The sequence below is a fragment of the Aminobacter sp. BA135 genome (assembly GCF_050859125.1).
GTDB lineage: Bacteria > Pseudomonadota > Alphaproteobacteria > Rhizobiales > Rhizobiaceae > Aminobacter > Aminobacter ciceronei.
In genome coordinates this window covers 2,346,306-2,359,815 of sequence record NZ_CP139572.1, presented here as the reverse complement: position 1 = coordinate 2,359,815, position 13,510 = coordinate 2,346,306, and the positions used below count along the sequence as shown (strand labels likewise).

Below are 13,510 nucleotides of genomic sequence, written 5' to 3'. Positions count from 1 at the left end.
GGACACGCACTGTGGGCAACCGACGTGCATCAAAGCCGCATCCCGGCACAGGAAAAGCATTTTTTGGGGTTCCCCCCTCCCCAACCTTCCCCTATAAGGCCCGCCTAGCCTCTAGTTGACTCTCTCTTGCGCACCGGCCGGGATTCTCCCGTCCCGGTTCTTCGCGCAGGCATATTTTACGGACCGTACACAATGGCAAAACGCACCGACATCAAGTCCATCCTGATCATCGGCGCCGGTCCCATTGTCATCGGCCAGGCCTGCGAGTTCGACTATTCCGGCACCCAGGCCTGCAAGGCGCTGAAGGAAGAGGGTTACCGGGTCATCCTGGTCAACTCCAACCCGGCGACGATCATGACCGATCCGGAACTGGCGGATGCCACCTACATCGAGCCGATCACGCCTGAGGTCGTCGCCAAGATCATCGCCAAGGAGCGCCCCGACGCATTGCTGCCGACCATGGGCGGCCAGACCGCGCTCAACACCGCGCTTTCGCTGCGCCGCATGGGCGTGCTCGAGCGCTACAATGTCGAGATGATCGGTGCCGACGCGCACGCCATCGACAAGGCCGAGGACCGCTCGCTGTTCCGCGAGGCCATGGCCAAGATCGGCCTGGAAACCCCGCGCTCGATGCTGGCCAACGCCTCCGACGTCAAGGACGCCGACCGCAAGAAGCACGAGGCCGAGCGCGCCGCGCTGAAGGCCGAGAACCCTGAAAATCTCGACGCAGCCCTCGACGCGCTCGAAACCCAGTGGAACCTCGGCGAAGGCGACCGCAAGCAGCGCTACATCAATCACGGCATGGCGATCGGCGCCCAGGCGCTCGACCATGTCGGCCTGCCCGCCATCATCCGCCCATCCTTCACCATGGGCGGCACCGGCGGCGGCATTGCCTTCAACCGCCAGGAATTCTTCGACATCGTCCAGAGCGGTCTCGACGCCTCCCCCACCACCGAAGTCCTGATCGAGGAATCCGTGCTCGGCTGGAAGGAATACGAGATGGAGGTCGTGCGCGACCGCGCCGACAACTGCATCATCATCTGCTCGATCGAGAACATCGACCCGATGGGCGTGCACACCGGCGACTCGATCACGGTGGCCCCGGCGCTGACCTTGACCGACAAGGAATACCAGATCATGCGCAACGCCTCGATCGCGGTGCTGCGCGAGATCGGCGTCGAGACGGGCGGCTCCAACGTCCAGTTCGCCGTCAACCCGGCCGACGGCCGCCTCGTCGTCATCGAGATGAACCCGCGCGTCTCGCGCTCCTCGGCGCTCGCCTCGAAGGCCACCGGCTTCCCGATTGCCAAGATTGCGGCCAAGCTCGCCGTCGGCTACACGCTCGACGAGCTGGAGAACGACATCACCGGCGGCGCCACGCCTGCGTCGTTCGAGCCGTCGATCGACTACGTCGTCACCAAGATCCCGCGCTTCGCCTTCGAGAAGTTCCCCGGCGCATCGCCCGTGCTCACCACCGCCATGAAGTCGGTCGGCGAGGTCATGGCCATCGGCCGCACCTTCCAGGAATCGCTGCAGAAGGCTCTGCGCGGCCTTGAGACGGGCCTCACCGGCCTCGACGAGATCGAGATTCCCGGCATCGGCGCCGACGGCGACAGCGGCGACGACCGCAACGCCATCCGCGCCGCCTTGGGCACGCCGACGCCCGACCGCCTGCGCATGGTTGCCCAGGCGATCCGCATGGGCACCTCGCTCGAAGACGTGCACGCCATGTGCAAGATCGACCCGTGGTTCCTTGACCAGATCGCCGGCATCATTGCGATGGAAGCCCGCGTCCGCGAGCACGGCCTGCCGCAAGATGCCGAAAACCTACGCATGCTGAAGTCGATGGGTTTTTCGGACGCCCGCCTCGCCTCGCTCACCAAGACCGAGGCCGAAGCCGTTCAAAAGCAACGCCAAAAGCTCGGCGTCCACCCGGTGTACAAGCGCATCGACACCTGCGCCGCCGAATTCGCCTCGCCGACGGCCTACATGTACTCGTCCTATGAGCTGCCCTTCGCTGGCGCTGTGGCCGACGAGGCTCAGGTCTCGGATCGCAAGAAGGTGGTCATATTGGGCGGCGGCCCCAACCGTATCGGCCAGGGCATCGAGTTCGACTATTGCTGCGTGCATGCCGCCTATGCGCTGCGCGAGGCAGGCTACGAGTCGATCATGGTCAACTGCAACCCCGAGACCGTGTCGACCGACTACGACACCTCCGATCGGCTTTACTTCGAGCCGCTGACGGCCGAAGACGTGCTCGAGATCCTGCGCGCCGAACAGGCCGCCGGCACACTGCATGGCGTCATCGTCCAGTTCGGCGGCCAGACGCCGCTCAAGCTCGCGGATGCGCTCGAAAAGGCTGGCATCCCGATCCTCGGCACCTCGCCCGACGCCATCGACCTCGCCGAGGACCGTGACCGCTTCCAGAAGCTCTTGCACAAGCTCGACCTCAAGCAGCCCAAGAACGGCATCGCCTACTCGGTCGAGCAGGCCCGCACCGTTGCCGGCGAGCTTGGCTTCCCGCTGGTCGTGCGCCCATCCTACGTGCTCGGCGGCCGCGCCATGCAGATCATCCACAATGAGGGCATGCTGCAGTCCTATTTGCTCGACACCGTGCCGGGCCTGGTGCCCGAGGACATCAAGCAGAAGTACCCCAACGACAAGACCGGCCAGATCAATACCCTGCTCGGCAAGAACCCGCTTTTGTTCGACACCTACCTGTCGGGCGCCATCGAGGTCGACGTCGACTGCCTCTGCGACGGCAAGACGACCTATGTCTCGGGCATCATGGAGCATATCGAGGAAGCCGGCATCCACTCGGGCGACAGCGCCTGCTCGCTGCCGGTCCACTCGCTGCCGTCCGACCTCGTCGACGAGCTCGAGCGCCAGACTTCGGCCATGGCGCGCGCCCTCAATGTCGGCGGCCTGATGAACGTGCAATATGCCATCAAGGATGGCGTAATCTACGTGCTGGAAGTGAACCCGCGTGCCTCGCGCACGGTGCCCTTCGTGGCCAAAACCGTCGGCAAGCCCATCGCCAAGATCGCCGCCCGCATCATGTCGGGCGAGAGCCTCGACGAGGCCTTCGCCCACTATGGCGAAAAGCCCGATGCCCGCAATCCCGGCCATATCGCGGTCAAGGAAGCGGTGTTCCCGTTTGCCCGCTTCCCCGGCGTCGACATCCTGCTCGGGCCTGAGATGAAGTCGACCGGCGAGGTCATGGGCCTCGACCGCGATTACGCGCTCGCCTTCGCCAAGGCTCAGCTCGGTGCCGGCGTCGACCTGCCGCGCTCGGGCACGCTGTTCGTCTCGGTCCGCGACGAGGACAAGGCCGGCATCCTCGGCGCCGTCCAGCGCCTGTCCGGCCTCGGCTTCAGGGTGCTGGCAACCTCGGGCACCGCGCGCTTCCTCAATGAAAACGGCGTGCCGGCCGAGAAGATCAACAAGGTGCTCGAAGGCCGCCCGCACATCGAGGACGCCATCCGCAACCGCCAGATCCAGATCGTCTTCAACACCACAGACGGCCAGAAGGCGGTCTCGGACTCCAAGTCGATCCGCCGCGCCACCCTGATGCAGAAGGTGCCCTACTATACCACCCTGTCGGGTGCTGCCGCTGTCGCCGAAGCCATCGCCGCACTGAAGGCCGGCTCGCTCGAGGTGCGTCCGCTGCAGGACTACTTCAAGTAAGGGGCACCTGCCTTTACACCTTGTTGAGGCGGATGAGCGCGCAGCGGGACTGCTTCAGGCCAGGACGCGACGCCAAAACTGCTGATCTCCCGCCTTGTGGGGGAGATCGCCGGCAGGCCAGGGGGCGAAGGATCGCGACGCTTCAAGCAGGTCGCTACGCTTCTGCGCTCCGCTCTGTACTCCTTTGCAAAGCTGAGCAGCTCCCAAGCTTCGTCGCACGGCAGGAAGCCGCTGCCCAAATTTGCAAGAAAATGCTAATATAAAGACATCGTGTTTCGACCTCATAATTTCTTTCACTCCACCTTTTAACCCGCATAGATTGCAGGTAACTCTTCACCATCAGGTGGGGAGTATTTGCGAATGAAGCTGAAAAACATGCGGCTGGCACTGGCATCGGTGCTGGCAGGACTTCTGGTTGCGGCCGTGCCCGGCGCGGCGATGGCCAAGGACAAGGGATCGCTGGCCGGCAACGAAGGCAAGAAGCGTTACCCTCTGCAGTTCCAGCAGACCGAGGGGTCGTGCCAGGGCGGCTACAAGAAGTATGTCGCAGCGGCGGGTCACTCGGCCTATGCCCAGACGCATCTGGGCGCCGTTGAAGCCTTTTACTGCGGCGCGTCCCTCAACGCGCCGTCCCAGGCAGCAGCCGAAAAACAGGCGCTGGAACGCTGCAATTCGGTCGGCAAGAAGTACAAGATGAAAACCACCGGCAACTGCGCCATCTACGCTTCGAAGTGAGAGGCCGGGCTTACCCTCCCCCTTGTGGGGAGGGTGGATCCGCGACGCGGATCGGGGTGGGGTGGTCGAAGAAGCGCACGCCGCCCACAGACTGGCACCGCGCCAGACCTCGCCTGCTGTCTGAACGGCCGTTCGGCGAAACCATCCTCGGAAGCCCGTCGCCCCACCTCCCCCTCGTCATCCCACCCCCATCCGGCTACCCTGCCCCGCCAGCCAGGAATCGCCGCATGCCATACGCCTACGACCCGTTCGACGAGATCCGCCGCGAGGCATCTGGCGTCAGCCTGATCCCGCCACAGGTGGTCGCCGACAACGCCGCCAGGGGACTCGTATTGAGAAGGCAGTTCGGCCGCGGCGGCACAGAGATCGGCGTCGGCCGCGCCGAGGAGCTTGTCGCCCGTACCGAGCTTACGCCGCAAACCATCAAGCGCATGGTCAGCTACTTCGCCCGCCACGAGGTCGACAAGCGCGGCAAGAATTTTGGCAACGAGCAGAACCCGTCAGCCGGCTACATCGCCTGGCTGCTCTGGGGAGGGGATGAAGGGCGCGCTTGGGCTCTGGAGATGAAACGCGCTATCGCTGATCAGGCGTAATGCTGTTCGATTATCTGAATAGCCCAAAATCGAAAACATCCATGATGGCTGCTATTCTCGGCTGCAGAATTTAGCCACCCCAATCCACCTCGGTCATGCCGAGCCTGACATAGAGCCGAACAGCAGCGGCATTGTCGATCAGGTTGGTCTTGAGGTCGATGTGGCTCGCGCCCCGCGCCGCGAAGACGACAAAGACATGCCAAAGCAATGCTTCGGCGATGCCCCTGCCGCGACAGTCCGGTGCGACGGCAAGATCCTTCAGGAAGCCGCTGGTCCAACTCAAGGCCGCGCCGGCCAACCGGCCCTCACCGTCGAAGACCAGAAAGCAGAGCTCCGGATCGAATTCGGAATCGGCTGCAAGCCGAGACCACCACTGGTCGAACGGCCCGTTCATGCCGTCGTTGAAGACGAGTTCCAGAAGATCGTGGAGAACAGGCGCATCCGAGGCCCGAAACGTCCGCATCGCAAAGCCGACGGGCCAGCGCGGCGGTTGCAGTTCGCCGGGCAGCACCCTGCGCAGGCGGACGTCGTTTTCCCCCTGCGGCGATGGCATCGGCCAGCCTAGCCGCGGTGACGGGCGCGGTCGCGGCCGAGCCCGGTCTCGTCGAGCAGGCCTTTGCGCTTGGCGTGGTAATAATAGCCGCTCTGGTAGAGCTTGTCGGCCTTGTCCTCGTCGCCATCGGCGACCATGAAAGCGCCGCGCAGATATTTGACCGCGTATTTCAGATTGGTCTCGGCATCGAACAGGCCGCGCGCCGGGCCGTCATAGCCCATGCCGCGCGCGGTGGCGTGCTTGATCTGCATCAGCCCCCAATGGCCGTTGTTGAAGGCCATCGGGTTGAAGGTGCTCTCGCGGTTGACCACGCGCCGCACCAGCCGCTCGGGCACCTCATAGAGCGCCGCGTATTTCGAGATCAGCTCGTCGATCTTGCCGCGAGAGGCAAGTGCCGGGCTGTCGGGCGCGGCATAGGACGAGGTGGCGAAGCTTTCGGGCGCGACATTGCCCAGCGACGCGACCTGGTAGCTGCGCGGCACCGGCGCGCTGGCCGGCAGGGCATAGTCGGCGATCGTTGGCGCGGACGGAAACTCTCCGACAAGCTTGGGCGCGTCGGCTGCGGCAACGATTTCGCCGCCGGCCATCGGCACCGACATCGGGTCGACCGGGCCCTTGGCCAAGGCGGGAGCCTTGGGCGCGGTGGCGGCAACGGCAACAGCTTTTGCGGCATCAGCAGCAGGCGTGATCGGCGCAGCGGCAACTGCCTTTTCACCACCAGCAGCGCCAGTCGCCGTTTCGGCACCAGCAGCAGGCACCGGCGGCGCGGCGGCAACGGTCACGGCAGCGGCCTCGCTTGTGGCCGGCGTCGCGGCGTCAGTGGCAACCGCGACATCCGAAGCGGGCGCTGCGGCAGCGAGCACGGCAGTGGCCGGCGAAGCTTCGGTGGAGGCATATGATGCGGTCGGCAGCACTGCCACGGTTTCCGGCAGCGCGAGATCGGCGACCTCCGTCGAAGCGGGCGCAATGTCGGCGTTCAAGGCCACGTCGGCGCCCGTCGAAAGATCGGTGTTGAGAGCCGCTGTGTTGGTCTGGCAGCCCGACAGCAATGCCGTCGCCAATGCCGCCGAGATCAGCAGGTGAGTCTTTATCGCCGGCAAATGCACACTCTGTTAATGATTTCGTCCCGCCCGACCCTCTCTACAACAACGTATGAGCCCCGGCAATCCACAGTTGGATACGGTTTTCGGGTGGCATGCGAACACAGATCATGGCAGATTGTTCCTGATTTGTACCGAATTCACGCCTGCCGCCAGGACGAAAGGAACGGCCGTGGACACCAGCATCTTCCATCCCCTGCCCAGCCACGCCGTCTTCGAAACGGCCCTCGGTTTCATGGCGCTGGCATGGAGCGACACCGGGCTTGTCAGGCTTTGCCTGCCGGAAAAAACCAGCGACGCGGCCGAGCGCCGGCTGTTGCGGCTGGCCGGACATGGCGCGGCCACAGGCGACCGCACACCGCCACAATGGATCATTGCTCTTGTTGCCGACATCAGACGTTATGCCGACGGCGACGACATCGACTTCTCCAATGTGCCGGTTGACCTCGCCGGCGTCGACGATTTCCGCCGCGACATCTATGCCGCCGCCAGAAACCTCCACTATGGCGAGACCACCACCTATGGCGGGCTGGCGGAAAAGGCCGGCCGCAAGGGCCTGTTCCGCGAAACCGGCTCGGCGCTGGGGACGAATCCTATTCCCCTCGTCATCCCCTGCCACCGCATCCTTGCCGCCGGCGGCAAGATCGGCGGATTCTCGGCGACCGGCGGCTCGAACATGAAGGAAAGGATGCTGGTGCTCGAAGGCGTGCGCATCGGCCCGCCACCATCCACCCAGGCATCATTCGGGTTCTGACAGGCGACCAAAGCACGGCGTCAACCTTGCGGCTACGAGCTCAACGCTCTGCACTAGCAAAGACGGGTCGCGAGCGGGTCAGTGGCGCAGCGGGAACAACCGGCGCTTGAAGAAGTCGCGCTCGATTCGCTTGCAATTGTAGACCGGGCAGGAGCGCGCGTCGGCGGTCGGCACATATGCCCGCTGCGCCTCCTCGCCGGCCGAGCAGAAATGGTCATTGGCGACGTAGCGGTCATAACGCGGCACGCCCGACGTCGGCGACGTCCAGCGCAGGATCACCGCGCCCTGGTTGCGCACGACGCTCTGCGTCTGGGCGCAGCTCATTTTCGTCGATACGTAGCGCGACACGGCCTGCGCTTCGGCTGCCATCAGTGTCAGGCACGCGGCAAGCAAAATGGCTTTCATGAGAACCTCCCGGACTTCGCGCAACGGCTGGCGCCGGCCGAACGTTACAGCGCCTCATCTTGCATCGCTCGCAATGCCATGGGCGCCAGGCAATATAACACCCTGCGCCCGCCATGGTTGCATGGCAATTGAGGCAGGTTTCAAGCGCCACTATTTGCAAGGGCTTGCGCTTGCGGCCATTTGCCCTTATATCCGGCACGTTGATATTTCGGCCGACAGATCCGTGCCCCGCGACACTCTCGCGTTTGCAGACGTCTCTCCCCAAAATCTCGATACCACGACTGGGCATGCTCGCTTGGTCAAGAAAAACTGCAAACGACAAGGATATTCAATATGGCTACTGGCACCGTTAAGTGGTTCAACGCAACCAAGGGCTTCGGCTTCATTCAGCCCGACGCAGGTGGCGCGGACGTTTTCGTCCACATCTCGGCTGTCGAGCGTTCGGGCATGGGCTCGCTGGCCGACGGCCAGAAGGTCAGCTTCGAAATCGAGCAGGACCGTCGCACGGGCCGTTCGTCGGCTGGCCAGCTCAAGGCAGTCTGATTTAAGGCGCGCGGGAGCGAAAGCTCCAATCGCGATGCAAGTCACGGATGTACTGGCGGCTGCGCGACAAGCGCGCCGGAATCTCTGACCCGAAGGACGATGCGGCAGATTGCCGTGAGCCCGGGTCAGGTGATCCAGGATCAGCTGCTGACAGCGGAAGGCGGGGTCACACCCCGCCTTTTTCTTTTTGCGCAGACAGGGTCGCGGCTCGAAACTCGCCTCGACGTCATAGAAAGAGGCCCGAAGAATCGCATCTTCGGGCCTTCTTGCGTTTCAGGATCAGGCGTTCAGGGCAGCCAGGTCAGCGGCACATGGCCCTCGTCCGCTGCCACGCGGGCAAGCCAGGCCTTCACCGCAGGGAACGCATCCAGGTCATAACCGCCGATGGTCGCGTCATGGGTGTAGGCATAGAGTGCAATATCGGCGACGCTCATCGCATCTCCGGCCAGGAACGGCGTCTTCTCGAGCTGAACCTGCATCACCCCAAGCGCCTTGTTGCCGCCGTCGAGCAAAGCCTGCATGCGCTCCGGCGTCGCCTGGGCGGCGCGCTCGGGGTAGAGGAACATCGTCCGCCTGACAGCAACGAAGGGTTCGTGGCTGTACTGTTCGAAAAATAGCCATTGAAAGACCAGCGCCCGCTGGTAGGCGTCTGCTGGCAAAAGTCGTGTCCCTTCGGCCATGTGGAGCAGGATCGCATTGGACTCGGCAAGGAAGCGGCCATCGTCGAGCTCGAGCAGCGGCACCTTGCCATTGGCGTTCTTGGCGAGGTAAGCGGGCGTACGTGTGGAGCCGTCGCGCGAGCTGGTCTCGACATGGCGGAACGGCCGGCCGAGCTTGGCCATCAAAAGCCGCGGCTTGTAGCTGTTGCCGCTGTCGCTCATTCCATAGATCGTGATCATCGCGTTCACCCCGTTTGGTCAGCGATTATCGTCCCTAAGGTGAGTCGATCCAGCGAATTGTTCTGCTGCGAGGCATCAGCTTTGATGATCTTTCGTACCGCATCAGCCGAACAGCGGCACCACCACGCATTCGCCGCGACGATATTGCGACGTTTCGCGCGCCCCTTCGGCAAACACACTGCCGACCAGCTTTGCAGGCTCGAGCAGATCGCCCTGGAACAGGTCGACACCGGCGCCAAGCGCAATTTCCAGGCGGCTCTCATTGTCGATGCCCTCAACGAGCACGTCGACACCAAGCGTCTTGAGTTCCGACACCACCGGACGCAGCAGCCGCCCGGTCGCGGCGTCGGCGCAGAAGCGTTCGAACGAGGCGCGATCGAGCCTGACGATGTCGGGCAGCACGCGCTTGACGGCGTCGACGTCATGCTGCGCCGAGCCTGGCTGCCCCAGAGCGACACGCATTCCAAGCGCCCGCAGTTCGCAGGCCAGCTTTTCGTCGCCGCCGATCTCGCAGATCAGTTGCGACGCCTCGAAACCTTCGCCCTTGAGGCGCCGGACCATGAAACCCAGGTCGTCGAGATCGGGGGCATCTCCATTGATGTCCTGCCTGAACAGCAGCGCGATCCCCTTGACGCCCATATTGTGGGCGTTGGCGAGCGGCAACACCGCCCAGACACGTCCGACGATAGCGCGTTCCTCATCGGCTATCTCGGCGAGGAATTCGCCAACCGCGACCGGCCGTCCCTCGCGATAAGGCACCACCTGGGCGTCGGCGGCGACTGGCGTCAGGCGGCCGTCTTCATGCCGGAAGATCGGCTGGATCGCGCAACGCAGGCGAAACTCACCGTGAACGCCGGATTCCAGGCCAATTTCGTCGGCGGCGATCCTTGCCACCAAGTCCCGAGGCAACGCGCCAAACCCGAAAACCAAGTCACTCATGTAATGTCCTCTTGCCGAAGCTTCGGCCTGGTCGCGGCGCGCGCACTGCAACCGCATCGGCAAAACCGGCGGGCAGACGCTCCGCCCGATGGCCTCCCGCGACTTCGGGCGCCACCGGTTCGAACTGGGAGAAGTTCGCGGGCACGATTTCCGGCAGGGCCAGAACGAAGCCTTGCACCATCGAAGCGCCGGAACGCTCGGCCAGCTGCAGCTGCCAGCTTTCCTCGAGCCCTTCGAAGACCGTACGGATGCCCTTGTCCTCGAAATTGGCCACCATCTCCTTGAGCAGCGCGAAACCGGCGCCCGATTCCATCAGTCGGCTGATCCAGTGGGCATCGAACTTGACGATGTCAGGCTTGATGTCGCGGATGCGCTTGATGTCGGATTCGTCCGAACCGAAATCGTCCACTGCGATGCGGAGACCGCTCGCCTTCAGCGCCCTGACGAATTCGAACAGCGCCTCTTCCGAGGCCGGCTTCTTCTCGGTGACCTCGCAGACGATGCGGCGCGGATCGATGCCGGTTTCGTTGAGCACCTGGCGCATGTCGCGCAGCGCATGCTCCGAGATCGATCGGTCGAGAAAGACCGAGGGATCAAAATTGATGAAGATCGACGCTTCCTTGGGCAGGAACACCGCCGCGTTCAACAAATGCAGCGTGCGGGTAAGCGTTTCGACATGCAGCCGCTCGATGCCTTCCACCGCGGCGAAGAAGATGCCTGGCGGTACGGCTTCTGTACCGCGAAACGGCCTGATCAGCCCTTCGAAGGCGGTGACCAGCAAGCGGCCCGACTGAAAGGTGTAAATCGGCTGAAACGCGCTGCGCAGGGCATGCACGCCCCAGACGCCGGACGCAGATCCGTCGTCGTGCCGGATGATTTGGGCGAGCCCGATGCTCTTCGACACGGTCCGTCCTATTTCCGGAAAGCTGCGAAATTGCCCCGCCAAAATCTCATCGAAGATTTGATCGGCGGTTAACGCAATGTCTCAAACTTGAACGACCGCCGCCCAGCCGACTGTTTGTGCACAGCTTCCGCCGCTCTCTGGACCAGCACATCCGTGGCCCCGCAAACGTCAATCCGCTTGCGATTCCTTGCGTCATGCGACATTACAGCGCCGCGCATTCCGTTGAATGCGAAGAGGCGGTCGAGCGACCGCTCCCTTTCCGAACCGGAGACCTGAAGTCATGGCCTTTCTTGCCGATGCCCTTTCCCGCGTTAAGCCTTCCGCGACCATCGCGGTCACGCAGAAAGCGCGCGAGCTGAAAAATGCCGGCCGTGACGTGATCGGCCTCGGCGCAGGCGAGCCGGACTTCGACACGCCGGACAATATCAAGAATGCAGCGATCGAAGCGATCCGCCGCGGCGAGACCAAGTATCCGCCGGTCTCCGGCATCGCACCGCTGCGCGAGGCCATTGCCGCCAAGTTCAAGCGCGAAAACAATCTCGACTACAAGCCGGAGCAGACGATCGTCGGCACAGGCGGCAAGCAGATCCTGTTCAACGCCTTCATGGCGACGCTGAACCCCGGCGACGAAGTCATCATCCCCCGTCCCTACTGGGTCAGCTATCCCGAGATGGTCGCGATCTGCGGCGGCACCTCGGTGTTCGCCGAAACGTCGATCGACAACGGCTTCAAGCTGACGGCAGCGGAACTTGAGCGCAGGATCACGCCGAAGACCAAGTGGCTTTTGATGAACTCACCGTCGAACCCGTCAGGTGCCGCCTACACCGAATCCGAGCTGCGCGCCATCGCCGACGTCCTGCTCAAGCATCCGCATGTCTGGACGCTGACCGACGACATGTACGAGCACCTGACCTATGGCGACTTCGTCTTCAAGACCATCGCCGAGGTCGAGCCCGCACTCTATGACCGCACGCTGACGATGAACGGCGTGTCGAAAGCTTATGCCATGACCGGCTGGCGTATCGGCTATGCTGCCGGTCCCGTCGCGCTGATCAAGGCGATGGACATGATCCAGGGCCAGCAAACCTCGGGTGCCTGCACCATCGCCCAGTGGGCGTCGGTCGAAGCGCTCAATGGCCCGCAGGACTTCATCGCCAAGAACAAGGCGATCTTCCAGGCCCGCCGCGACCTCGTCGTGTCGATGCTCAACCAGGCGCGCGGCATCTCTTGCCCTTCGCCGGAAGGCGCCTTCTATGTCTACCCGTCCTGCGCCGGCCTGATCGGCAAGAAGACGCAAGGCGGCAAGGTCATCGACGGCGACGAGACCTTCTGCTCCGAGTTGCTCGAAGCCGAAGGCGTGGCGGTGGTGTTCGGTTCGGCCTTCGGCCTCGGCCCGAACTTCCGCATCTCCTACGCCACGTCGGAACAGCTGCTCGAGGAAGCCTGCACGCGCATCCAGCGCTTCACCGCATCACTCGTCTGACCACCCAAGGCGGGAAGGGAACCCGGCTTCGGCCGGGTTTCCTTTGCCGGTTGCATAAAGCAACTTTTAATTGTATGCAGATACCAACAGAAACCTTCTAAATCTCATACGCTATCATACATTTGCATATTGCCGTGCCGGTACAATCTGTTACTCTAAAGTAACTATATCCGCCCTTGCCGGCGGATGCGTGCAGAGGCAGTCAGAGGCAGCAATTGTATCAGCGCAGACAGCAGCAGCAGGGGCGAAGGAGCGGAAGTCTGCTCTCACGCCTGTTGTTGTTGTTGCTACCGCTCTTTGCTGCGCTCAGCGTCTCGGTTGCATCGACCCATGCGCACGCGGCGGGCTATCATCCTGAAGCAAATCTGTCGGTCGGCGAAGGCACCTATCGGGTCAACGATGATCCCGGGGCACTTCCCGCCTGCAGTGATACGTGCCTTGCCCTTGCCGAACTGAACGGGGACGGCAGCGACGACAGCGCCCTGCTGCGCGTCACCAGCGCCCTTCCGGCTGTCGACCTGACCAGCGGTTCGCTGGCCATCGACCCGCTTTTCAGCTTCCTGCGCTACCGAACCAGCGAGCCGCGCGCGCCGCCAGTTCGCGCCTGAACGGCGCAACGCGCCCCACCTGCGCCGCATGATCGGTCGGCAGCGGCTACAGCATCAAGCTCGCCGCCACGGCTGGTCACATCTGCCCCCTCCGGGACATTCCCGAAACAGTCTCAGGAATCATCATGTCTAAGACCCATCCACTCGGATTCCGCATCGAACGCGACCTCAAGGAAGCGCTCGTCAAGGCAGCCAAGGACGACCACCGCTCGGTGTCGTCGATGGTCGAGATCATCATTGCAAGGTGGCTGCGCGATCGCGGCTACCTCGTCGAGAAGGAAGAACGGGCCGCCTGAGTCCGCTTCCC

General features: G+C 63.4%; 14 protein-coding genes. 8 read left to right on the top strand and 6 right to left on the bottom strand.

Going from position 1 to position 13,510, the window contains the following annotated elements; all coding sequences use genetic code 11:
* Positions 1 to 192: 192 nt before the first annotated feature.
* From carB to SLT36_RS11565, 3 genes are all read left to right on the top strand, one after another.
* On the top strand, positions 193 to 3,687 hold the full coding sequence (carB, locus tag SLT36_RS11575; protein ID WP_432287559.1) for a carbamoyl-phosphate synthase large subunit: 3,495 nt from the start codon (positions 193 to 195) through the stop codon (positions 3,685 to 3,687).
* A 360-nt stretch (positions 3,688 to 4,047) separates the two neighbouring features.
* Positions 4,048 to 4,422, top strand: coding sequence for a hypothetical protein (locus tag SLT36_RS11570; protein ID WP_432287557.1), 375 nt, complete (start codon positions 4,048 to 4,050; stop codon positions 4,420 to 4,422).
* Between the two features lie 227 nt (positions 4,423 to 4,649).
* Positions 4,650 to 5,015, top strand: a complete 366-nt coding sequence (locus SLT36_RS11565) for a hypothetical protein (protein ID WP_432287556.1) — start codon at positions 4,650 to 4,652, stop codon at positions 5,013 to 5,015.
* Positions 5,016 to 5,085: 70 nt separating this feature from the next.
* Here SLT36_RS11565 and SLT36_RS11560 read toward each other — a convergent pair whose 3' ends face one another.
* Complete coding sequence (locus tag SLT36_RS11560; RefSeq protein WP_432287555.1) at positions 5,086 to 5,568, bottom strand: GNAT family N-acetyltransferase; 483 nt, start codon at positions 5,566 to 5,568, stop codon at positions 5,086 to 5,088.
* An 8-nt stretch (positions 5,569 to 5,576) separates the two neighbouring features.
* Positions 5,577 to 6,668 (bottom strand): transglycosylase SLT domain-containing protein, encoded by a 1,092-nt coding sequence (locus tag SLT36_RS11555; protein ID WP_432287554.1) that lies wholly within the window; start codon positions 6,666 to 6,668, stop codon positions 5,577 to 5,579.
* Positions 6,669 to 6,903: 235 nt separating this feature from the next.
* On the opposite strand from SLT36_RS11555, the gene SLT36_RS11550 reads away from it, so the two are divergent.
* A complete protein-coding gene (locus SLT36_RS11550; RefSeq protein ID WP_432288307.1) occupies positions 6,904 to 7,422 on the top strand; it encodes a methylated-DNA--[protein]-cysteine S-methyltransferase in 519 nt (172 codons plus the stop codon).
* A gap of 78 nt (positions 7,423 to 7,500) precedes the next feature.
* Here the strand turns inward: SLT36_RS11550 and SLT36_RS11545 are convergent, their stop codons facing one another.
* Complete coding sequence (locus SLT36_RS11545) at positions 7,501 to 7,827, bottom strand: hypothetical protein (RefSeq protein ID WP_432287552.1); 327 nt, start codon at positions 7,825 to 7,827, stop codon at positions 7,501 to 7,503.
* Between the two features lie 333 nt (positions 7,828 to 8,160).
* Between SLT36_RS11545 and SLT36_RS11540 the strand changes: the two genes are divergently transcribed.
* On the top strand, positions 8,161 to 8,370 hold the full coding sequence (locus SLT36_RS11540) for a cold-shock protein (protein WP_067959730.1): 210 nt from the start codon (positions 8,161 to 8,163) through the stop codon (positions 8,368 to 8,370).
* 287 nt (positions 8,371 to 8,657) lie between these two features.
* Here the strand turns inward: SLT36_RS11540 and SLT36_RS11535 are convergent, their stop codons facing one another.
* From SLT36_RS11535 to SLT36_RS11525, 3 genes are all read right to left on the bottom strand, one after another.
* On the bottom strand, positions 8,658 to 9,269 hold the full coding sequence (locus SLT36_RS11535; protein ID WP_067959727.1) for a glutathione S-transferase family protein: 612 nt from the start codon (positions 9,267 to 9,269) through the stop codon (positions 8,658 to 8,660).
* Positions 9,270 to 9,371: 102 nt separating this feature from the next.
* Positions 9,372 to 10,208: an EAL domain-containing protein gene (locus SLT36_RS11530; protein WP_432287551.1), complete on the bottom strand. Its 837-nt coding sequence runs from the start codon at positions 10,206 to 10,208 to the stop codon at positions 9,372 to 9,374.
* Positions 10,201 to 11,112 carry an EAL domain-containing protein gene (locus SLT36_RS11525; RefSeq protein ID WP_432287549.1) on the bottom strand — a complete coding sequence of 304 codons (912 nt, stop codon included), beginning with the start codon at positions 11,110 to 11,112 and terminating at the stop codon, positions 10,201 to 10,203. Before SLT36_RS11525 ends, SLT36_RS11530 begins: the two co-directional genes overlap by 8 nt.
* Positions 11,113 to 11,392: 280 nt before the next feature.
* On the opposite strand from SLT36_RS11525, the gene SLT36_RS11520 reads away from it, so the two are divergent.
* The 3 genes from SLT36_RS11520 (at position 11,393) to SLT36_RS11510 (ending at position 13,499) form a co-directional block, all read left to right on the top strand.
* Positions 11,393 to 12,595 (top strand): pyridoxal phosphate-dependent aminotransferase, encoded by a 1,203-nt coding sequence (locus SLT36_RS11520; RefSeq protein ID WP_432287547.1) that lies wholly within the window; start codon positions 11,393 to 11,395, stop codon positions 12,593 to 12,595.
* A gap of 215 nt (positions 12,596 to 12,810) precedes the next feature.
* A complete protein-coding gene (locus SLT36_RS11515) occupies positions 12,811 to 13,203 on the top strand; it encodes a hypothetical protein (RefSeq protein ID WP_432287546.1) in 393 nt (130 codons plus the stop codon).
* A 125-nt stretch (positions 13,204 to 13,328) separates the two neighbouring features.
* Positions 13,329 to 13,499: a hypothetical protein gene (locus tag SLT36_RS11510; RefSeq protein ID WP_018428911.1), complete on the top strand. Its 171-nt coding sequence runs from the start codon at positions 13,329 to 13,331 to the stop codon at positions 13,497 to 13,499.
* Positions 13,500 to 13,510 lie beyond the last annotated feature (11 nt).